This is a genomic window from Flavobacterium sp., from assembly GCF_027533505.1.
In the GTDB taxonomy this organism is placed as follows: Bacteria; Bacteroidota; Bacteroidia; order Flavobacteriales; family Flavobacteriaceae; genus Flavobacterium.
The window spans coordinates 63,467-83,582 of record NZ_JAPZUB010000008.1; the positions used below are offsets into that span (position 1 = coordinate 63,467).

The following is a 20,116-nucleotide window of genomic DNA, read 5'->3' on the forward strand; positions in this document are numbered from 1 at the left end:
TCCATGAAAACGGTAGTCGTTTCTTCTGCTCCGCTCATTCAAAAGGCTGATGGCTGGTATGCCTACAGTCCGTATGTCCAAGAATTAGAGTTATGGGCAAAGTACGCCACCACAGTCACCATGGTTTGTCCTGTTTGGTCAGACACCAAAGGCACCTTGGTTACCCGATTGTCATTTTCGCCCGAACACGTTATAACTCTTCATGAATTTAATATCAAAACGCTGCAAGGTGTTTTGCGGGCGTTTTTCTTTTTACTACCCAATCTCTGGAAATTGTACCGTGCTATGCAACGGGCTGAACATATTCATTTGCGTTGCCCTGGGAATTTGTCGTTGTTGGGTTGTGTGGTGCAATCCCTTTTCCCCAAAACGTACAAAACCTGCAAATATGCGGGCAACTGGGACCCAAAAGCGGCGCAACCCTTGGCGTACCGTTGGCAAAAAAAACTCTTATCCCATACCCGTTTTACCCAAAATATGCGTGTATTGGTGTATGGGGAATGGCCTCAAGCGACTAAAAATATTGTTCCTTTTTTTACAGCGAGTTATTATGCCTCCGAAATTCACTCTGTTCCTGATCGATGGGATACTCGTCCGTGGCATGTAGTTTTTGTGGGAACACTCGGGACCAACAAACGGCCGATGTATGTGGTGGAACTAGTGGCGCAATTGCGTCAACAAGGGGTTCCGATCACTTTGGCACTGTATGGGCATGGGGCAGCGCAGGCACGGATAGCGCAGTTTATTAAAGAGCACAATTTGTCACAATGGATTGTGTTGCAGGGCAATCAACCCCGCGAGGTAATTCAACAAGCACTTTGTAAGGCGCATTTTGTGTGTTTACCCTCGCAAAGTGAAGGTTGGCCCAAAGCGGTGGCTGAGGGGATGTTTTGGGGCGCTATTCCTTGGGCTACCCCTGTTTCGTGCGTGCCTCAAATGCTGGATGAAGGGCGAAGAGGACTCCTGTTGACCTTAGACATGGACCGAGATCTTGACCATATTAAGCAATTGTGTACCAATCCAAATGCATTGCGTCAACAAGCGCAACAAGCGATGGAATGGTCGCGGCAATATACGTTGGACGCTTTTGAAATGGCTATCCGTAAACTGATGCAACCATGAGGATATTACAATTAATCGATACCTTAGAAACGGGCGGTGCCGAGCGTATGGCGGTGAATTATGCCAATGCCTTGCACCAAGCCGGCGATTTTGTGGCTTTGGCGGTAACTCGAAAAGAGGGGCCTTTGCGCGCCGAATTGCATCCCGAGGTACCTTATCTTTTTGTGCAAAAAAAAGGGACGATTGATGGGGCTGCATTATTTCGGGTACGAGCCTTTTGCAAACGCCATAAAATCGATTGGATCCACGCGCATTCCAGTTCGTTTTTTTGGGCTGTTTTGTTAAAATTCACTTGGCCACGATTGCAAATTATTTGGCATGACCATTATGGATTAAGTGAGTTTCCCGAAGCGCGACCGCTGTATCCCTTACGGTTTTTCTCCCTATTTTTTTGGGGCATTCTTCCCGTGAATCACAAGTTGGCCGCATGGTCTCAACAGCGCTTATGGTGTAAAAATATTCAGTATTTACCTAATTTTTCATTGCCTTCCATACAAGAACAAAAAGTGACTTTGTTGCATGGGGGAGCTGGTAAACGGGTTTTGAATCTTGCCAATTGGCGTCCTCAAAAAAATCAGCTTCTTTTGTTGGAGGCTATACGGCAAATTCATAATGCGTTTCCCGATTGGACCTTTCATTTGGTGGGGAAAGATTTTAACGATGAATATGCCGCAAAAATAACTACTTTTATCCACGACAATCAACTGGAAACGGTGGTGTTTGGGTATGGAGCCTGTCCCGATACAGATTGGATTTTTCAGCAATCAGATTTGCTGGTATTGAGTTCCGATTCGGAAGGGTTGCCCGTTTCTTTATTGGAAGCAGCTCAGTATGGTTTGCCCGTTGTTGCCACAGCCGTTGGGGAGATTCCTTCCATCATTCATTCGGGTGAGACGGGATTGTTAGTACCTCAAGGGGATGTTTCAGCATTGGCTTCGGCACTGACAACACTTATGGCTTCGGAAGAAAAGCGACAAGCTTACGGAACCGCTTGGCATCATGCTGTAAAAGAAAATTATTCGGCAACTGCCATGATACAACGCTATAAAAATTGGACGCGTGTTTAAGTTTTTAGAACAAAAAGAACGAAATTATCTTTTACTCATCCTCGTGCATGCGGTATTGGGGGTGCTGATTTATTACAATCTTTTTATCTCTAAAATATACGGTATACTCATCTTCGTTGTGAGTTTGTATTTTATTGTAAAAACGCGTAATCGGAACAACGAAGTGCTTTACGCCTCCGCTTATTTGGTGGGAAGTGAAGTGTTTCTTCGAATGACAGAGGGTAATCCCAACCACGAATTTTCAAAGTACGGAATCATGCTGTATGTGACTATTGGTATGATTTATAGTGGTTTTTCCAAGAATGCGATACCCTATTGGATTTTCTTGCTATTGTTGGTGCCGGGACTGATTTTAGGGACCCAAGAATTGGACTTGAATACGCAAAATATTCGAAAAACGTTAGCTTTCAATATTTCAGGACCGGTTTGTTTAGGAATGGCATCCCTGTATTGTTACAATAGGAAACTCACCTTTCCTGAGATGAACAATATTTTACTCATGGTTGGGCTCCCTATGGTAGCTTGTTCTACCTATTTATGGTTGTTTACTCCCGAATTGAAAGAAGTTTTGACCGGTACGGGTTCTAATGGTGAAACATCGGGTGGATTTGGTCCCAACCAAGTGTCTACTGCCTTGGGACTGGGGATGTTTGTGTTCCTTTCCCGGCTTTTTGTGGCCTCCAAAACCAAGGTCTTGTTTGTAATCAATTTAGTAGTTGCCCTGAATATTTCCTACCGAGGGCTGGTAACATTTTCGCGCGGCGGAATGATTACTGGATTTGCCATGTTGGTCATTTTATTTGCCTTTATGTATCTGAATTCCAGTAAACGCGGTCGTTTTAAAATGTTTTATTTTGGCGGAATCATGGCGGTTATTCTCACCTCAGTTTGGTTTTATACCGAAGTGCAAACGGGTGGGTTAATCGGACTCCGCTACGCCAATAAAGATGCTTTAGGTAGGGAAAAGGAGAGTAAGTTTACCGGTCGAGAAGAGATTGCCGAAAGTGAAATCAATGCTTTTTTGGATAATCCTTTTTTTGGGGTGGGCGTGGCCAAAGGAACCGAAATTCGCTTGACAGAAACAGGTCAGGTCATCGCCTCGCACAACGAAATCACCCGCATGCTGGGCGAGCATGGTTTTTTTGGTTTGTTGGGATTGGTTTTACTAATACTTACCCCATCTATTTTGTTTTTGGGGAATAGGCAACATGTGTATGCCTTCTGTTTCGTAGCCTTCTGGCTATTAACCATCAATCATGCGGCCATGCGAACGGCAGCTCCCTCATTCATATACGCATTGTCATTATTGAAAGTTTACCTCATAGACCCTAATGAAATTACTCTACATCGGGAACAAACTGTCTAAACATAATCGCGGACAGACGGTTATGGAATCCTTGGGTCCCGACCTCGAGCAGGAGGGGTTTACGGTGCGGTATGCTTCCGATAAAAAAAACTTACTGTGGCGTTTTCTCGATATCGTTGGGGCTGTATTGCGCCATGCTCGAAGTGCTGATTATGTACTCATTGATACGTATAGCACCTGGAGTTTTTATTATGTGGTAGTTACCGCTACACTCTGTCGTTTGTTTCAAGTGCCTTATATTCCTATCTTACACGGTGGTCATTTACCCCATCGGCTGCAACACTGGCCCCGACTTTCCCGTTGGGTTTTTGCTCCTGCCTATGCCAATGTAGCGCCCTCCGGTTATTTGTATACCGTATTTAAGCCCCTTTTTCCTCAAACGATTGCCCTACCCAACGCGATACCGATTCAAGCGTATACCTACCAACCCCGCGATACACGAACGCTAAATTTGCTTTGGGTACGTTCGTTGATTCCATTGTACCATCCTGAAATGGCTTTAAAAGTTTGTGCTGCCTTGCAACACCATCAGCCGTGTACACTTACGATGATTGGGCCCGATCCACAACAGCGTCAACCTGAACTCGAAGCTTTAGCCAAAACATTGGGCGTTTCGGTTACTTTTACGGGAAAGCTGACCAAAACCGAGTGGCATCAACGGGCAACTTCAAGTACCATTTTTCTCAATACAACCCGTGCCGATAATACCCCTGTAAGCGTCATCGAAGCGATGGCTTTGGGATTGCCCGTAGTGAGCACCAATGTGGGTGGATTGCCGTATCTTATTTCACACGATGAAACAGGACTCTTGGTCCCTCCCGAGGATGTTCAGGCGATGACGGAGGCGGTTTTGTATCTTCATCGTCATCCAGATAAAGCCCTGCAAATGGCTGAACGTGCGCGTACTCAAGTGGAAAAGTATGATTGGTCGGTGGTAAAAGAAGCGTGGATAAAACTTTTAAAAGCGTAGACTTTCATTTCAGAATTTGTAACTTGCACCCGTAATTGGAACTTCTAAATGAATAGCAACAAGAAAATACATTTTGAAATCTCCGAACGGAAATTATTGCTGCGCTTGTTTGATACGTTGCTCGTTTTAATGGCACTTTACATCATCAGTTCGCTTTTTGATTTCCGCTATTTTACCTTTTCCAAAGACAATTTTATCTGGTCGGTCGTTTTGGCGGTTTACCTCAATATTTTTAGCTCGGTGTTTGAAATGTACAACTTGCAAGTGGCAAGCAACCAGTTTCAAGTCATTCGAAGTATCATTTTGACAACCTCGACGACTGTTTTGTTTTATTTGTTAACGCCTATCTACACGCCTGTTTTACCGTCGAATCGAATTCAAATTATCATATTCTTCCTTTCGATTTTTATCACATTGCTGCTATGGCGTTTGTTTTATGTCTTTTTTCTAGCCTCCCATCGTTTCGTGAAAAAGGCGATATTGGTCTGTGATCAAGAACAGTTGGATGCATTGATTTCAGGTATCGAAAGCGTCGATCCGCATTATAAATTTATTGCTTTTGTAAATTCGGATGAAACGGATGCCGATAGTGCAAAAACCTTTTCCATTCGCCGAATTCCCTCGCAAAATCTTGAAGCCTTTGTGCGTAAAACCTCTATTTCTGAATTGGTTATCGCTACTCAGAAAACCGATGGAATTACGGTAAATCTCTACAATCAATTGATTCATTTGCTCGAAAACGGGATTATTATTCGCGAATACACCCAAGTGTATGAAGACAGTACAAAGCGCATTCCCGTGCAATATGTTTCGCGCGATTTTTACCGGTATTTCCCCTTTAGCCGAAGCAATCAAAATCATTTGTATTTGCTTTTCTCAAGGATTTTTGATGTGCTTTTTTCGGTGATTGGACTTCTATTGGGGCTCGTGTTTTTTCCATTAATTCTTTTTGGAAATCTCATTGGAAATCGAGGCCCTTTGTTTTATACGCAAGAACGAGTGGGTAAAAACGGGGAAGTGTTTCGCATCTATAAATTCCGAACCATGGTTAAAAATGCCGAGTTTAACGGGGCTGTATTTACCACTGCGAATGATTCTCGAATAACGGCTTTTGGTAAATTTATGCGAAAAACCCGACTGGATGAATTTCCTCAGTTTATCAATATTCTTCGTGGCGATATGTCGATTATTGGGCCTCGTCCTGAACGCCCTGTTTTCGTACAGCAAATTGCCGAAAACATGCCCTTTTATGAAACCCGTCATGTGGTGAAACCCGGACTAACCGGTTGGGCGCAGGTTAATTATTCCTATGGCGATTCCATTGATGATAGTTTGGTGAAGTTGCAATACGATCTGTATTACATCAAACACCGCAGTATTTTCTTGGACATCAATATTGTGATTAAAACCTTTAGTACGATTTTATTCTACCGTGGGCAGTGATTTTTTGCGAATTTGTTGCAAACGAATCCGTAGCATCCCTACATGGGCTACCACAAAGGGAAGCATCAACAAAAGATGCGGTTTATTGAATAAGAGTACGGCATAAATTCCCAAAGCTACCAACGCTACTCCCATTAATCGCACTAACGCTTTCATCGAACGGATAAACGGTAGTACAATGTATATCGGATTGAATAATAAAGCGTTGTAGTTCCATAATACTTCTTTGTGCTCTGAATACAAGCCTATCAATACCAAAAAAATCCCCAACCCTCCTGTTAAAAACCAATAGCCATGGTATATCCAAACGCGGCGACTCAGCACAAGGGCGGCCAAACATAAAATCACTACGACGATGCTATTCCAAAAGGAAAAATCGGACGTTAAGGATTTTCCTTCTACCCATTTTTTCTCTTCAACCACGATGGGTTTTCCCTTGATTTTTGTTTGGTTGAGGCTATGCATCAATTCAACAGGTAAAAACATCTGGGTGGCGGCCTCATCGGTTTTCGCCCCAAATAGAATATTTATGCCCAGTTTAAAATAAAAATGGTCGTTGAAATAGGGGTACAACAATTCCCGATATGTAATTGCGGTATCGTCTACCTTTTGCAAAATGGGTTTTCCCAGTAGGGCATTGATTTTTTCATAGACCATGGTGGTACAATTCCGGTCTATGAATTTATACGTGTAATAGCGCTCGTCAGAATATAACGATTGGTTGAGTACCGTAAATAAAGAGTTTACTTGTTCGGGAGTGAGTCGTAAGGTTTGTTCAACCACCTCACGTTCGGTCATTTGGTATTCCATCAAAAAGTCGGAAAAGGCATAGGCAGCCACAAAATAGTGCAAATCCCCTTTGACAAATTTGAGGTAAAAATTGGGCGTTTGAAAATCAAACATCCCGTAATTATAAACAATATCCAGATTTTGTATCGTATCTTGAACTCGTAAAGCGGTGTGTCCGAAGGTCGTGTACAATTCTGAACCACGGCCACAGGTTAGCACACTTATTTTAGCGTCTTTGGAAAGGGTGGGTGTCTGTCCCAACAATGCTAAGGGAACCCACAAAAACAGCCAACGGAGGAGTGCCTTCATTTATCGGAAAATGCTAAAATCAACTTTTACAGAAAATATATTCGAGTACAACGCAGCACTTTGATCGCCCAAGTCGGTGAGGGCATAATCAATTTGAATGCCTTTGTATTTGAAACCTATGCCAATATTGGGCTGGAAACCAATTCGACGACTCCCATCAATTTGGGTTACATTTTGGAAATTTCCCAAACCAGCGCGAACAAAAATCAAGTCGGTATAGTTGTATTCCGCTCCCAAAGCAGGGTCGATACTTACCACGTCGGTTGCTAGAATATCATTGGTTTTGGTAAACTGCATGTTGAGGTTCCCCGACACCCGCAAAAACGTTTCGTTGTGCAAGTCAAATTCACGCGATACCCCAAATTGTGCTTTCGGAGCCGTAATTTCGGTGCTTTCAGGAAGCTCCTGATTTTGTCCCGCTACCGCACCTTGAATGCTTTTAAATGCCTCTTCATTAATAGCCCACACATTGTAAGTGGTGGTAATATCCCGTACCATGAGTCCAAAATTCCAATCGTCGCGGTCCCATTGCAATCCCAAATCAAAACCGAATCCCCAAGAATTGGCAAAATCACCAATCGTACGTCGGATGACTTTGGCATTGATGCCGTACTGGAATCCGGGGATTTTTAATTTACGGGCGTAAGAGAGGGTAAAGGCATAATCAGCGGTAGAGAATTTACTGATGCGATTATAGTCAATGTTTCCCTGACTGTCAATCAATTGCGTCGTATTCAAAATGTCATCAACCCCAAAACGAATGACCGAAATTCCCCAAGCACTTTCGGTGTCAATGGGTTGGGCAAAAGCTGCATAATCGTATTGGGCAATATTGGCAAAATAACTCGCGTGCATGGCAGCTGCTTGTCCGTCTTCCAAATGGACCAAACCGGCGGGATTCCAATACACCGAGTTTACATCCTGCGTTTGCGCTACAACCGCGTTAGCCATACCAAAAGCAGCGGCATCTACTCCAATGTTCAAAAACTCATTGGAATATTTCCGTACCGATTGGCCAAAGGAAACCCCTGCAATCCAAAACAATACCCATGGAGCAATTTTTTTCAAGCGCAATTTTTTTTTCAAAAGTAGCAATTTTCTGAGCGGTTTCCAACAAGTAACCTGTCGAAAACTACGTCTTTAAACGTGTTTGTACATACACTTATTGTGCTACCTTTGTGATTTAAATTTAATTGCATGGCGTTGCTCAAACACCTTCCCAATTTTCTCACCCTTCTCAATTTGCTTTGCGGATGCATTGCGCTCCAACACGCGGCCGAATTCAATTTTGAAGTCGCCTTTTCCTGGGTGTGTCTCGGTATCTTTTTTGATTTTTTTGATGGGTTTTTTGCACGAAAATTTGGCGTTGCAGGTCCCTTGGGAGTGCAACTCGATTCGTTAGCCGATATGGTAACTAGTGGTGTTGTCCCAGGGTATGTGATGATGTGTATGTTGAGTGGTCAAGCGTTTCCGATGCCAATTCATGGATTTTTTCCTTACCTCGGCTTCCTGATCACTTTAGGCGCTTGTTATCGTTTGGCCAACTTTAATATCGATACCCGTCAATCCGATTCATTCATTGGGTTGCCCACTCCAGCCAATGCCTTATTTATTATGAGTTTACCGCTTGTGGCTCGGTATGCCCCAAACCCAGCTTGGTTTGTTGGGTTGCAACAGCCGTGGGTTTTAGTCGGAATCACCCTACTCAGTACCTGGGTCATGAATGCACCCCTTCCGCTTTTTTCTTTAAAAATTAAAAAATTTAGCATCAGTGCCTACAAATTGCAATTGGGTTTTGTGGCCTACGCAATGCTTTTACTCGTTTTTTTAAAGATAGTCGCGGTGCCTTTCATCATTCTTTCGTATGTAATTGTTTCGGTGTTGCATACGTTTTTTACCCGCGCCACGTTAGGAATGAAAAAATAACATGGCTGCCACACCGCGCAAAAAAGCACCCGCTCGTCGCAAGTCCTCATCCGCTTCCCGTTTTTCTTGGGCGAAAGTACTTAGTTGGGGATTTGTCCTTTTATTTACCGCAGGAGTAGTGCTCCATTACCGTGATGCGCTTTTGTATTATTTCAGCTTCAAGTCCAAACACAACCTCCAAGAAGATAAAGTGGCTGAAGCCCGTATTTTTCAAATTCTTCAAAAATACCCCGATTACTGTGTGGGTCTTGATGTGTCTGAATACCAAGGCGCTATCGATTGGGAAGCGGTCGATTCGCTAGAAGGTCGCCCGATTCGGTTCGTATTCGTTCGGGCAACTTGTGGTCGTGACCGAAAAGACGCACAATTTGAGGCCAACTGGAAAGGCGCCAAAAAGTTCATTCGCGGCGTTTATCATTACTACCGTCCCGACGAAAATTCATTGGAGCAAGCCCGAAAGTTTATCGCTTCGGTTGCGTTACAGCCCAGTGATCTTCCGCCGGTGTTGGATATTGAACAAGTGCCCGAAAATCAATCGATGGAGCAACTAAAAGTGGGTTTGCAAAAATGGCTTGATGCCGTTGAAAAGCATTACCAACGAAAACCCATTATTTACTCAGGACAGCGCTATTATGAAGATTTTTTAAAGAAAGAATTTTCGGGGTATACATTTTGGGTGGCCAATTACAATTTCTTTGCCGAAACCCTGCAGCCAGAGTGGTTGTTTTGGCAGTTTTCCGAAAAAGGACGGGTCGAGGGAATTCCCGAAAAAGTCGATGTCAATTTGTACAACGGTACCCCCAAAATGCTAGAATACCTCGTACACCCTTAGTCCAAAAACCAAACCGGGAGCAACAAAACGACGAGCAGAAGCACGAAAGCGAGCACCGCTTTCGGATGCGCAAAATTGACCATACATCCCATCCATTCTATTGGTTTTGGGGGGAAATACCGCAGGTCGTCAGCATTATGGTAGATCAACCCACCCCAACGCCAATTTTTGGGTTCTTCCATCCACGATTGATGCGTTTCTTTCGAAATAGGGTTCATAGTTTTCTTTTTTGGGCGTGCCCCCTCGGAGGCGATGCTTCAATTCAAAGCGGTATTCAGATTCCTCGGGGTCAGGCTTTCCGCAGTACGCACCTCCCTTACGTCCGGTGGGTACTTGCTGCAATCCTTCACGCAACCGGCAATCCGCATCGGATGGGCGTTAAAATTCGAGTTTCTTTTTACGCAACTCAAAGTTTTGCCCCAAGTATACTTTTCGTACCATTTCATCGGCTGCCAACTCTTCGGGAACACCCGCTTTCAAGATGCCTCCTTCAAACATTAAGTAGGTTTTATCCGTGATGGCCAAGGTTTCTTGTACGTTGTGGTCGGTGATTAAAATGCCAATGTTTTTATTGCGTAATTGCGCAACAATACGCTGAATATCTTCTACGGCAACCGGGTCAACCCCCGCAAAAGGTTCGTCCAAAAGGATAAACTTAGGGTCTGTAGCCAAGGCACGCGCAATCTCTGTACGACGCCGTTCTCCACCCGAAAGTAAGTCGCCACGGTTGGTGCGAATATGTTGCAAGCTGAATTCGTCCAATAAACTCTCCATTTTGGCCTCTTGTTCGGCTTTCGAAAGGGAGGTCAATTGCAATACACTCATGATGTTGTCTTCCACACTTAACTTTCGAAACACCGACGCCTCTTGCGCCAAATAGCCAATACCGTGTTGCGCACGTTTGTACATTGGGAATTCTGTGATGTTCAAATCGTCCAAGTATATCGTTCCCGAGTTGGGTTTGACCAACCCTACAATCATATAGAAAGAAGTTGTTTTTCCAGCGCCGTTTGGACCCAGTAGTCCCACAATTTCGCCTTGGTTTACTTCTACCGAAATGCCTTTTACGACCGTTCGTTTTTTATAGGTTTTGATTAGCTGTTCAGCGCGTAATTTCATAAGTCAGCAAACGTTTAGGGGTCAAATTACTACTTTTTCATCGTGTTCATCGCCCAATAAAGTGTTAAATGATTAGGGTTCTTGCGTTTCCAAAGCTTCCCAAAATTCGTAAGCACGACGCAAATGCGGAATCACAATGGTGCCTCCAACCAACGTGGCAATTCCCATGGCTTCCATCATTTCAGTTTTTGAAACACCTTGCTTGTAGGCGGTTTCCAAGTGGTATTTGATGCAATCATCACAACGCAATACAGCAGAGGCAACCAATCCTAAGAGTTCTTTGGTTTTCACATCCAAAGCCCCCTCGGCGTAAGCATTGGTGTCTAAATTGAAAATACGTTTGATGACCAAATTGTTGTCGGCCATCAATTTTTCGTTCATTTTTGAACGGTAACTGTTAAATTCTTCTACAAGGTGACTCATGCTTTTAATCTTCTTTTTTCTACTACAGCTGCAATGATTACACTGGCCTCAAACACCAAGAGCATTGGGATGGATACGGTAACCTGACTCACCACATCGGGTGGCGTGACTATAGCGGCAATAATTAATACAATTACAATGGCGTACCGACGGTATTTGCGCAAAAAGGCGACCGTGATTAATCCTAATTTAGTCAAAAAGTAAATGATTACGGGCAATTCAAAAAACAAACCACTCACCAAAACCGAACTCTTAATCATGCTGATGTAGGATTCCAAATTGAATTCGTTGACTACGGCGGTACTAATTTGAAACGTCGAGACAAAGTTAATGGTCATTGGGATGATCACAAAATACCCAAACAACACTCCTAAAAAAAACAAAAGCGACGAAACGATGATAAAGGCTTTGGCACTTTTTCGCTCTTTTTCATATAGAGCGGGACTGATAAAGTTCCAAAATTGATAAATGATGTAGGGAAAGGCCAAGATGAATCCTGCGGTTATACATATCCAAATAAAGGTGTTGATTTGCCCTTCCATCGAGGTGTTTTGGATTTTAAAGTCCAAATCAGTAATGCAAATATTCTCGGCAATACCTAAATATTTTGAGGCATCACAAAAAAAACGGTAGGTGACAAATTCAGCTTTCGTAGGGCCGAAAATTACGGAATTGAATAAGAAGTCATTAACCAGATAAGTGGCAAACGCCATGATTACCGTAGCCAACGAGCACCGTACCAACACCCATCGCAACTCCTCCAAATGTTCCATGAAGGACATTTCTTTATGTGCTTTTTTTGCCATTAGACGACGCCTTCTTTTAAAATGTCATGCAAATGAATTACGCCAAGATAGTGCGTGCCCTCTACCACTACCAATTGGGTGATCGCGTACTGTTCCATCCGATTTAAAGCATCCACCACCAGGGTGTCGGGCGCAATTGTTTTGGGATTGACGGTCATGATATCACGTGCTTTCCAGCCTGTAATCGTCTCTGTTTTATTCAACATACGTCGAATGTCTCCATCCGTAATAATTCCGATTACCTGTTCGGCCTCTAGCACAGCGGTGACTCCCAAACGGCCCTCCGAAATCGACACAATGACCTGTTTAATGTCTGAATCCGGATCCACCATAGGACGGTGTGCTGTATCGAGTAGGTCGTTTACTTTGAGTAAAAGTTTTTTTCCCAAAGCGCCTCCAGGATGGTATAAGGCAAAATCTTCTGCGGTAAATTGACGCATTTCAATCAAACAAACCGCAAGCGCATCGCCCATAGCCAATTGGGCCGTGGTGCTGTTGGTGGGTGCCAAGTTGTTGGGGTCTGATTCGCGTTCTACCCATGTGTTTAAAACAAAATCAGAGGCTTTTCCCAAATAGGACTCAGGATTGCCCGTCATGCCGATGAGTATATTGCCTTGACGTTTTAAAAAGGGGACCAGTACTTTTATCTCGGGACTGTTTCCACTTTTGGAAATACAGAGTACGGGGTCGCCCGGTTGTACCATGCCTAAGTCGCCATGTATTGCCTCAGAAGCATGAAGAAAAAGCGCAGGTGTCCCTGTGGAGTTCAGGGTAGCGACTATTTTTTGCGCTATAATGGCGCTTTTCCCGATTCCTGTGATTACCAGACGTCCTTGGGTTTGAAACAAAAGTTCGACCACAGCGACAAAGGAATCATCCAGAAATTCAGCGAGTTTGGCAATCGAGACACTCTCTGATTGTAAGGTGCGCCGTGCACACGCGACTAGGGCTTCTTTCGTTATCAAAATGAAATGTTATAAAATTTGTACGTACAGAAGTTTATTGTATATTTATGGTTGCAAATTTAGATAAAAATACCTGTAACTAAAGAATGAATTCCAACGAAATTGACATCCACGCAGCGTTAAAGAAGTATTTTGGATTTTCCCAATTCAAAGGGTTGCAAGAGCGTGTGATTCGAAGTGTGATTGCTAAGCAGAACACCTTTGTAATTATGCCTACAGGAGGCGGTAAGTCCCTATGTTACCAATTGCCAGCCTTGATTCAGGAAGGTACTGCCATTGTGGTGTCTCCTTTGATCGCTTTGATGAAAAATCAAGTCGATGCAATTCGCAGTTTGTCGGCGACTGAGGGGGTAGCGCATGTGCTGAATTCTTCCTTAAATAAAACGGAAGTGAATCAGGTGAAAAAAGATATTGCCACGGGGATAACCAAGTTATTGTATGTGGCCCCAGAATCGCTTACGAAAGAGGAATATGTAGAGTTTTTACAATCGGTTCCTATTTCTTTTGTCGCCATTGACGAAGCGCATTGTATTTCAGAATGGGGGCATGATTTTCGACCGGAATACCGCAATTTACGTTCAATAATAAAGCAATTGGGAAATATACCTGTCATTGGTTTGACAGCAACAGCCACGCCCAAAGTGCAAGAAGATATCCTCAAAAATTTGGACATGACCGATGCGACTGTTTATAAAGCTTCGTTCAATCGCCCCAATTTGTTTTATGAGGTACGGACCAAAACTAAAAATGTGGAGGCCGACATCATTCGTTTTATTAAACAAAACAAAGGGAAATCGGGCATTGTCTATTGTTTGAGCCGTAAAAAAGTAGAGGAAATTGCGCAAGTATTGCAGGTGAATGGCATTAGTGCAGTACCGTATCACGCGGGACTCGATGCAAAAACCAGGGCCAAACATCAAGATATGTTTTTGATGGAAGATGTTGAAGTGGTGGTGGCAACAATAGCTTTTGGAATGGGAATTGACAAACCCGACGTGCGCTTTGTGATTCACCATGATATCCCAAAATCGTTAGAAAGTTATTACCAAGAAACAGGTCGTGCAGGTCGTGACGGTGGGGAAGGCCATTGTATCGCCTACTACTCCTATAAGGATGTAGAAAAACTGGAGAAGTTTATGGCCGGAAAACCTGTGGCCGAACAAGAAATAGGATTTGCCTTACTGCAAGAAGTGGTCGCGTATGCCGAGACTTCCATGTCGCGGCGAAAATTTTTACTCCATTATTTTGGAGAAGAATTTGATGCTGAAACAGGCGAAGGTGCTGATATGGACGATAATGTGCGCAATCCCAAGTCCAAAACGGAAGCCCAAGCCCAGGTTAAATTGCTTTTAGAAGTCGTACGTGACACCAAGCATTTGTACAAGTCCAAAGAGATTGTCTTTACTCTTATCGGCCGAGTCAATGCCATTATCAAAGCGCATCGCACCGATACGCAACCCTTTTTTGGGTGTGGAAAAGCATTTGACGAGCGCTATTGGATGGCGCTGATTCGTCAAGTATTGGTCGACGGATTGTTGCATAAAGATATCGAGACCTATGGGATATTGAAACTATCCGAAAAAGGACATGCGTTTATCGCTTCTCCGCACTCGTTCATGATGTCGGAAGACCATGAGTATAGTGAAAGTGAGGATGAAACAATCGTTGCCGCTTCCAAAGCCACTGGTACTGCTGATGAAACTTTAATGGCCATGTTAAAGGAGTTGCGTAAAAAAGTCGCCAAACAGTTGGGGGTACCTCCGTTTGTGGTATTTCAGGATCCTTCTTTGGAAGATATGGCATTAAAGTATCCCATTACCATTGATGAGTTGACTAATATTCATGGCGTGGGTGAGGGGAAAGCCAAAAAATACGGTAAAGATTTTGTCGCCTTAATTGCGCGTTATGTTGCGGATAACGATATTATTCGTCCCGATGATTTGGTGGTGAAATCTACCGGAGCCAATTCGTCGAACAAACTCTATATCATTCAAAATATCGACCGTAAATTATCGCTCGAAGATATTGCCTCCGCCAAAGGCATGAATATGGACGCGTTATTAAAAGAAATGGAGCAGATAGTCTATTCGGGAACCAAGTTGAATATTGGCTATTGGATTGATGAAATACTCGACGAAGACCAACAAGAGGAGATTCATGAGTACTTTATGGAGTCGGAAACCGATCGTATTGAAGATGCCTTACGTGAGTTTGACGGCGACTATGATATTGAAGAACTTCGTTTGATGCGAATTAAATTTATCAGCGAAGTAGCGAATTAATTTTTTTATAAAACCTATCCAACCGCAATTCGAACAATCGGGTTGCGGTTTTTTATAACGCATAACTTGCCATTCGGCAGGCAGGCTCATAATTCATAACTCATAACTCATAACTCATAATTCATAATTCATAATTCATATACCTCTCCTCGGTGCGGTTTTAATGCATCTCGAACCGCAATCATATGCGATTCTGGAACCACCATGTAGGCGATGGCATGCATTTCATGCATAATTTCATGCCCGGTTATTTCAAGGGGTAGCTTTTCTATTTGTATATATTCCTTCAAATGAATTTCATGATGTGCAGCGGTTTTTGCCGATGTAGGACCACGAAAATCCCAAATGAGTTTGATGTTGCGATTCATTAAGTGTTTAATTTTCAGTAGTTATGGGTTTTTTTGTATATTTGAAAAAACAAACAAAACCAATGAAACAAAAGTACATTTTAATTCTATTATTTATGCTTCTTAGCATCAATTATAGCAAGGCCCAAGGAAACTACTCAGTAAATTCATTTCCTTATGTTTCCTACCAAGGAACTTTGACTAATATCAATACTAACGATGATATGTGTTCTGGATTGATTCCCCTTCCTTTTTCGTTTGATTACTATGGTACAACTTACAATCAAGTAGTGATTAGTACCAATGGATATATTGATTTTAGAAGTTCGAGTGCAAATTTATTTTCACCGTTTTCCTTTTCAATAGCTATTCCAAATACTACATTCCCCGTAAAAAATTCTATTCTTGGAGCTTATCAAGATTTGTATAACACATCAGGAGGTTTTATAGGATATAGTACTTATGGAACAGCGCCCTATAGAAAATTTGTGGTATATTATTATCAAAATGCATTATTTGCATGTTCTGCTTCACGAAGTACGTTTCAAATTGTATTGCATGAAACCTCCAATCTCATTGACATTATTCTTATCGATAAACAGGCTTGTGCGAATATGAATTCGGGTCGCACCGTAACGGGGCTTATAGATGCTACAGGGGCTAATGGGATTGCACCTCCGGGTCGTAATACTGGATTCTGGACAGCATCACAAGAAGCGTGGCGATTTTCAAGACCGGGGTATTATGCCAATTACAGTTATGTTGTTTGTGACCCTAACAACGATGGAATCGGAGAATACCTTTTGACAACTCTTCAAAATGATTTGGCTCCTTCCAATCCGTCGTCTGTTGCATTATATCAAACGTTAACAGATGCAACTCTTCAATCCAATCCAATCACTGGGTCAGTCTATACCTCGAATTCTTCCAATCAAGTGGTTTATGCGGTTTTTAATGGGCAAATCAAACCCGTGACGTTACAGGCTATTGATTGTGCCATCGATGCGGATGCTGATACGGTGCCTACTGCTTTGGAAGATTTGAATGGCGATACGAATTTGGCTAATGACGATACGGATGGTGATGGAATTCCAAATTACGCCGATAATGATGATGATGGTGATATGATTCTTACTAATCTAGAATACGTATTCCCTCGAATGAATGCCAATACGGTGCAAAATTCATTGTTAGATACCGATGCTGATGGTGTTCCCAATTATTTGGATAATGATGATGATGGAGATGGGGTTTTAACCTATTTAGAAGATTATAATGGAAATGGTAATCCCGCTGACGATGACACCAATGGCAATGGAACTCCTGATTATATGGAAAGTAATGTGGCTTTAGGGACCACCGAACTCACAGCAGGAATCATTGGGGTTTATCCAAATCCGGTTCAAGACGTATTGTACATTCAGAATGATCAAAATATACCCCTTCAATCCATTGCGATATATAATGTACAAGGAACATTGGTAAAAAATATTGCTCATGCGTCAACACTTTCCTCCATTCCAGTGAATGAATTGGCTTCTGGCTTATATTTAATTCAATGGAACACAGATAATGGAGTTGCTACTACCAAGTTTATGAAACAATAACACATCAATATTTATATTTTTAAGTCGGTTGTATGACCGACTTTTTTTATAATTCAAAAAAATCACCCATGAACTTTCGCATAACTAGCATAGCTTTTCTTTTCACTCTTTTCGGAAAAGCACAAGAATTGACACTCGATCGTGCCAACGGTTTAGCCCGTTTGCCCTTAAAATGTTTGCAACAAGAATATCCTAATAAGTTAAATCAATTACTCCTCGATGCCAGTGAATTGGGCTCTCCCAAAACGTTACATCCTGCCTTTTACGGCTGTTTTGATTGGCATTCGGCTGTGCATGGGCATTGGAGTTTAGTCTATTTGTTGAATCATTTTCCGCAATTAGACAACCGAAATCAAATTATAGAAAAACTACAAACTAATCTTAGCAAAGCCAATATTGAAGCTGAAATTGCGTATTTATCCAAAAAGCATGAGCAATCGTTTGAGCGAACCTATGGATGGGCATGGGTGCTAAAGTTGCAGATGGAGTTGGAACGCAGTAAAGATGCCACATTAAATGCGTTGGGGGAAAACTTAAAACCGCTTTCTCAATTGTTGTGTGAGCGTTATATTGAATTTTTACCCAAACTAAATTATGCCCTTCGCGTGGGAACGCACACCAACACAGCCTTTGGAATGGCATTAGCATGGGATTATGCCGTTTATTCCAATAACATAGCCTTACAACAATGTTTACGTCACAACGCGCTTCGTCTTTTCTTAAACGATCAAGATTGCCCGTTTGCATGGGAGCCCAGCGGAACGGATTTTCTCTCGCCATGTATGGAAGAAATTGGATTGATGCAACGCATTATGGAGCCAAAAGCATTTTTGAAATGGTTAAAAGCCTTTGCACCCGATTTATTTCGCAAAAATTATACTTGGGCCCCCGGAAGGGTAAGCGATCGCACCGATGGTCATCTCGTACATTTAGATGGTTTAAATTTTAGTCGGGCGTGGAATTTATATTATTTAGCCCATGCTTTTCCTAAAGAATTATCCCATTTGAAAGCGTTAGCACAAAGTCACCTCAATTTCTCTTTACCGGCCATTGTGGATGGCAATTACGAAGGCGAACATTGGTTGGCTTCTTTTGCTTTGTATGCTTTTGAAGTCCAAGGAACGTTAGAAAAGTAGTACTTTTGCTCCATGCCACGAGAACTTCAGTTTCAAGTTACACCCGAAATAGCTGCTCAGCCTGAGTTGTTGCATAGACATGTGGCACGTTTAGTACAGGTAACGGAAGCGGAAATCGAACATGTAATTATTCAAAAACGAAGTATTGATGCCCGTCAAAAGGCGATTAAAATCAATATTAAAGCCACGATTTACTTTTTAGGGGAATCATTAACTGAGGAAGCAATTCGCTTACCCGATTATCCCAATGTATCCCATAAAACGCCTGTCATTGTAGTAGGTGCAGGTCCTGCTGGATTATTCGCTGCACTGCAATTAATCGAATTGGGTTTGAAGCCCATCATTATTGAACGTGGGAAAGACGTGCGCGGCCGCCGTAGGGACTTGAAAGCCATCAATCGCGATCATGTGGTGGATGAAGATTCTAATTATTGTTTTGGCGAAGGAGGGGCTGGAACGTATTCCGATGGGAAATTGTATACCCGTTCCAAAAAACGCGGTGATGTGGATCGCATTCTCCGACTTTTGGTTGGTTTTGGAGCTTCTCCTGAAATTTTAGTCGAAGCGCATCCGCATATTGGAACCAATAAATTACCGCAAATTATTCAAGATATACGCCAAGCGATTATCCATTTTGGGGGCGAAGTGTTGTTTGAATCACGCGTAACGGATATTTTGGTTACTCAAGGCGAAGTACAAGGGGTGGAACTCCAAAATGGCCAGCGTATTGAAGCCAAAAAAATGATTTTGGCCACCGGGCATTCGGCCCGCGATATTTTCGAGTTACTCGATCGAAAAAAAATCCTCATCGAAGCCAAGCCTTTTGCTCTTGGCGTTCGCGCAGAACATCCACAAACCTTAATTGACCAAATTCAATATTCCTGTGATTTTCGGGGGGATTACTTACCGCCTGCACCGTACTCGATAGTGAAGCAAGTCAACGGACGCGGGATGTATTCGTTTTGTATGTGTCCCGGGGGGGTCATAGCGCCATGTGCGACGAGTCCGGGCGAAGTAGTTACCAACGGGTGGTCGCCCTCAAAACGCGATCAAGCTACAGCCAACTCTGGGATTGTAGTGGAATTGCGTTTGGAGGATTTCAAACCCTTTGCCAAATTTGGACCTTTAGCGGGGATGGAATTTCAAAAAGATATCGAACAGCGTGCTTTTCGATTGGCGGGTCAAACGCAGCGAGTTCCGGCCCAACGCATGGTTGATTTTTCACAAAAAAAGGTGTCCGTCGATATTCCCAAAACCTCCTATGTGCCGGGTACAACTTCGGTAGAGTTGGGTGACGTCTTTCCGTCTTTTTTAACCCAAATTATGCGGGAAGGCTTTGTACACTTTGGAAAATCGATGAAAGGCTATTTTACCAATGACGCCATTTTGCATGCTCCCGAAAGTCGTACTTCTTCCCCCGTGCGGATTCCGCGCGATCCCTATACGTTAGAACATCTTCAAATTAAAGGCTTGTATCCTTGCGGTGAAGGTGCAGGGTATGCTGGGGGTATTATTTCTGCGGCTATTGATGGGGAGAAATGTGCACTTAAAATTGCTGAATCGTTGACCAAAAAATACCCCAAAGAGTAGCTAACTTTTTGGGGCTT

Annotated in this window: 19 protein-coding genes; 11 read left to right on the plus strand and 8 right to left on the minus strand. The window is 42.9% G+C overall.

Annotated elements, in window-relative coordinates; genetic code table 11:
- Window positions 1-3 precede the first annotated feature (3 nt).
- From O9316_RS02530 to O9316_RS02550, 5 genes are read left to right on the plus strand one after another with little or no spacing between them, the layout of a single operon-like run.
- A complete protein-coding gene (locus tag O9316_RS02530; RefSeq protein ID WP_298203725.1) occupies window positions 4-1,122 on the plus strand; it encodes a glycosyltransferase in 1,119 nt (372 codons plus the stop codon).
- The gene (locus tag O9316_RS02535; RefSeq protein WP_298203724.1) at window positions 1,119-2,189 is read left to right on the plus strand and encodes a glycosyltransferase family 4 protein; all 1,071 of its coding nucleotides are present in this window, start codon (window positions 1,119-1,121) and stop codon (window positions 2,187-2,189) included. The genes O9316_RS02530 and O9316_RS02535 overlap by 4 nt, the downstream gene beginning before the upstream one ends.
- A complete protein-coding gene (locus tag O9316_RS02540; protein WP_298203723.1) occupies window positions 2,182-3,555 on the plus strand; it encodes an O-antigen ligase in 1,374 nt (457 codons plus the stop codon). Before O9316_RS02535 ends, O9316_RS02540 begins: the two co-directional genes overlap by 8 nt.
- The gene (locus tag O9316_RS02545) at window positions 3,521-4,525 is read left to right on the plus strand and encodes a glycosyltransferase family 4 protein (RefSeq protein WP_298203722.1); all 1,005 of its coding nucleotides are present in this window, start codon (window positions 3,521-3,523) and stop codon (window positions 4,523-4,525) included. The genes O9316_RS02540 and O9316_RS02545 overlap by 35 nt, the downstream gene beginning before the upstream one ends.
- 48 nt (window positions 4,526-4,573) lie before the next feature.
- Window positions 4,574-5,968, plus strand: coding sequence for an exopolysaccharide biosynthesis polyprenyl glycosylphosphotransferase (locus O9316_RS02550; protein WP_298203721.1), 1,395 nt, complete (start codon window positions 4,574-4,576; stop codon window positions 5,966-5,968).
- Here the strand turns inward: O9316_RS02550 and O9316_RS02555 are convergent.
- The gene (locus O9316_RS02555; RefSeq protein WP_298203720.1) at window positions 5,948-7,066 is read right to left on the minus strand and encodes a DUF4105 domain-containing protein; all 1,119 of its coding nucleotides are present in this window, start codon (window positions 7,064-7,066) and stop codon (window positions 5,948-5,950) included. The genes O9316_RS02550 and O9316_RS02555 overlap by 21 nt on opposite strands.
- On the minus strand, window positions 7,067-8,050 hold the full coding sequence (locus O9316_RS02560; RefSeq protein ID WP_366941509.1) for a PorV/PorQ family protein: 984 nt from the start codon (window positions 8,048-8,050) through the stop codon (window positions 7,067-7,069).
- A 213-nt stretch (window positions 8,051-8,263) separates the two neighbouring features.
- Here O9316_RS02560 and O9316_RS02565 point away from each other — a divergent pair, with 213 nt between their 5' ends.
- A complete protein-coding gene (locus tag O9316_RS02565) occupies window positions 8,264-8,992 on the plus strand; it encodes a CDP-alcohol phosphatidyltransferase family protein (protein ID WP_298203718.1) in 729 nt (242 codons plus the stop codon).
- A 1-nt stretch (window position 8,993) separates the two neighbouring features.
- On the plus strand, window positions 8,994-9,824 hold the full coding sequence (locus O9316_RS02570; protein WP_298203717.1) for a GH25 family lysozyme: 831 nt from the start codon (window positions 8,994-8,996) through the stop codon (window positions 9,822-9,824).
- Here the strand turns inward: O9316_RS02570 and O9316_RS02575 are convergent.
- The 5 genes from O9316_RS02575 to O9316_RS02595 form a co-directional block, all read right to left on the minus strand.
- Entirely contained in the window at window positions 9,821-10,042 is a 222-nt protein-coding gene (locus O9316_RS02575; RefSeq protein WP_298203716.1) for a hypothetical protein, read from the minus strand. The two genes, O9316_RS02570 and O9316_RS02575, sit on opposite strands and share 4 nt — an antisense overlap.
- 160 nt (window positions 10,043-10,202) lie before the next feature.
- Entirely contained in the window at window positions 10,203-10,943 is a 741-nt protein-coding gene (gene lptB, locus O9316_RS02580) for an LPS export ABC transporter ATP-binding protein (RefSeq protein ID WP_073363964.1), read from the minus strand.
- A 72-nt stretch (window positions 10,944-11,015) separates the two neighbouring features.
- A complete protein-coding gene (locus O9316_RS02585; RefSeq protein WP_298203715.1) occupies window positions 11,016-11,366 on the minus strand; it encodes a carboxymuconolactone decarboxylase family protein in 351 nt (116 codons plus the stop codon).
- Entirely contained in the window at window positions 11,363-12,172 is an 810-nt protein-coding gene (gene tatC / locus O9316_RS02590) for a twin-arginine translocase subunit TatC (RefSeq protein WP_298203714.1), read from the minus strand. The genes O9316_RS02585 and tatC overlap by 4 nt, the downstream gene beginning before the upstream one ends.
- Window positions 12,172-13,137: a KpsF/GutQ family sugar-phosphate isomerase gene (locus tag O9316_RS02595; RefSeq protein ID WP_298203713.1), complete on the minus strand. Its 966-nt coding sequence runs from the start codon at window positions 13,135-13,137 to the stop codon at window positions 12,172-12,174. Before O9316_RS02595 ends, tatC begins: the two co-directional genes overlap by 1 nt.
- A gap of 86 nt (window positions 13,138-13,223) precedes the next feature.
- Between O9316_RS02595 and recQ the strand changes: the two genes are divergently transcribed.
- The gene (gene recQ / locus O9316_RS02600; RefSeq protein ID WP_298203712.1) at window positions 13,224-15,419 is read left to right on the plus strand and encodes a DNA helicase RecQ; all 2,196 of its coding nucleotides are present in this window, start codon (window positions 13,224-13,226) and stop codon (window positions 15,417-15,419) included.
- A gap of 128 nt (window positions 15,420-15,547) precedes the next feature.
- On the opposite strand, the gene O9316_RS02605 is transcribed toward recQ, so the two are convergent.
- On the minus strand, window positions 15,548-15,787 hold the full coding sequence (locus O9316_RS02605; RefSeq protein ID WP_298203711.1) for a hypothetical protein: 240 nt from the start codon (window positions 15,785-15,787) through the stop codon (window positions 15,548-15,550).
- A 62-nt stretch (window positions 15,788-15,849) separates the two neighbouring features.
- Here O9316_RS02605 and O9316_RS02610 point away from each other — a divergent pair, with 62 nt between their 5' ends.
- The 3 genes from O9316_RS02610 (at window position 15,850) to O9316_RS02620 (ending at window position 20,099) form a co-directional block, all read left to right on the plus strand.
- Window positions 15,850-17,373, plus strand: coding sequence for a T9SS type A sorting domain-containing protein (locus O9316_RS02610; protein ID WP_298203710.1), 1,524 nt, complete (start codon window positions 15,850-15,852; stop codon window positions 17,371-17,373).
- 68 nt (window positions 17,374-17,441) lie between these two features.
- On the plus strand, window positions 17,442-18,509 hold the full coding sequence (locus O9316_RS02615) for a DUF2891 domain-containing protein (RefSeq protein WP_298203709.1): 1,068 nt from the start codon (window positions 17,442-17,444) through the stop codon (window positions 18,507-18,509).
- A gap of 12 nt (window positions 18,510-18,521) precedes the next feature.
- On the plus strand, window positions 18,522-20,099 hold the full coding sequence (locus tag O9316_RS02620) for an NAD(P)/FAD-dependent oxidoreductase (protein ID WP_298203708.1): 1,578 nt from the start codon (window positions 18,522-18,524) through the stop codon (window positions 20,097-20,099).
- The last annotated feature ends 17 nt before the right edge of the window (window positions 20,100-20,116 follow it).

Excerpts from the sequence above, each read along its gene's own strand:
- O9316_RS02570 (WP_298203717.1), top strand. The coding sequence starts at position 8,994 with ATGGCTGCCACACCGCGCAAAAAAGCACCCGCTCGTCGCAAGTCCTCA.
- O9316_RS02610 (WP_298203710.1), top strand. The coding sequence starts at position 15,850 with ATGAAACAAAAGTACATTTTAATTCTATTATTTATGCTTCTTAGCATC.
- O9316_RS02530 (WP_298203725.1), top strand. The coding sequence starts at position 4 with ATGAAAACGGTAGTCGTTTCTTCTGCTCCGCTCATTCAAAAGGCTGAT.
- O9316_RS02565 (WP_298203718.1), top strand. The coding sequence starts at position 8,264 with ATGGCGTTGCTCAAACACCTTCCCAATTTTCTCACCCTTCTCAATTTG.
- O9316_RS02620 (WP_298203708.1), top strand. The coding sequence starts at position 18,522 with ATGCCACGAGAACTTCAGTTTCAAGTTACACCCGAAATAGCTGCTCAG.
- O9316_RS02605 (WP_298203711.1), bottom strand. The coding sequence starts at position 15,787 with ATGAATCGCAACATCAAACTCATTTGGGATTTTCGTGGTCCTACATCG.
- recQ (WP_298203712.1), top strand. The coding sequence starts at position 13,224 with ATGAATTCCAACGAAATTGACATCCACGCAGCGTTAAAGAAGTATTTT.
- O9316_RS02575 (WP_298203716.1), bottom strand. The coding sequence starts at position 10,042 with ATGAACCCTATTTCGAAAGAAACGCATCAATCGTGGATGGAAGAACCC.
- O9316_RS02585 (WP_298203715.1), bottom strand. The coding sequence starts at position 11,366 with ATGAGTCACCTTGTAGAAGAATTTAACAGTTACCGTTCAAAAATGAAC.
- O9316_RS02615 (WP_298203709.1), top strand. The coding sequence starts at position 17,442 with ATGAACTTTCGCATAACTAGCATAGCTTTTCTTTTCACTCTTTTCGGA.
- O9316_RS02555 (WP_298203720.1), bottom strand. The coding sequence starts at position 7,066 with ATGAAGGCACTCCTCCGTTGGCTGTTTTTGTGGGTTCCCTTAGCATTG.
- tatC (WP_298203714.1), bottom strand. The coding sequence starts at position 12,172 with ATGGCAAAAAAAGCACATAAAGAAATGTCCTTCATGGAACATTTGGAG.
- O9316_RS02535 (WP_298203724.1), top strand. The coding sequence starts at position 1,119 with ATGAGGATATTACAATTAATCGATACCTTAGAAACGGGCGGTGCCGAG.
- lptB (WP_073363964.1), bottom strand. The coding sequence starts at position 10,943 with ATGAAATTACGCGCTGAACAGCTAATCAAAACCTATAAAAAACGAACG.
- O9316_RS02550 (WP_298203721.1), top strand. The coding sequence starts at position 4,574 with ATGAATAGCAACAAGAAAATACATTTTGAAATCTCCGAACGGAAATTA.
- O9316_RS02545 (WP_298203722.1), top strand. The coding sequence starts at position 3,521 with ATGAAATTACTCTACATCGGGAACAAACTGTCTAAACATAATCGCGGA.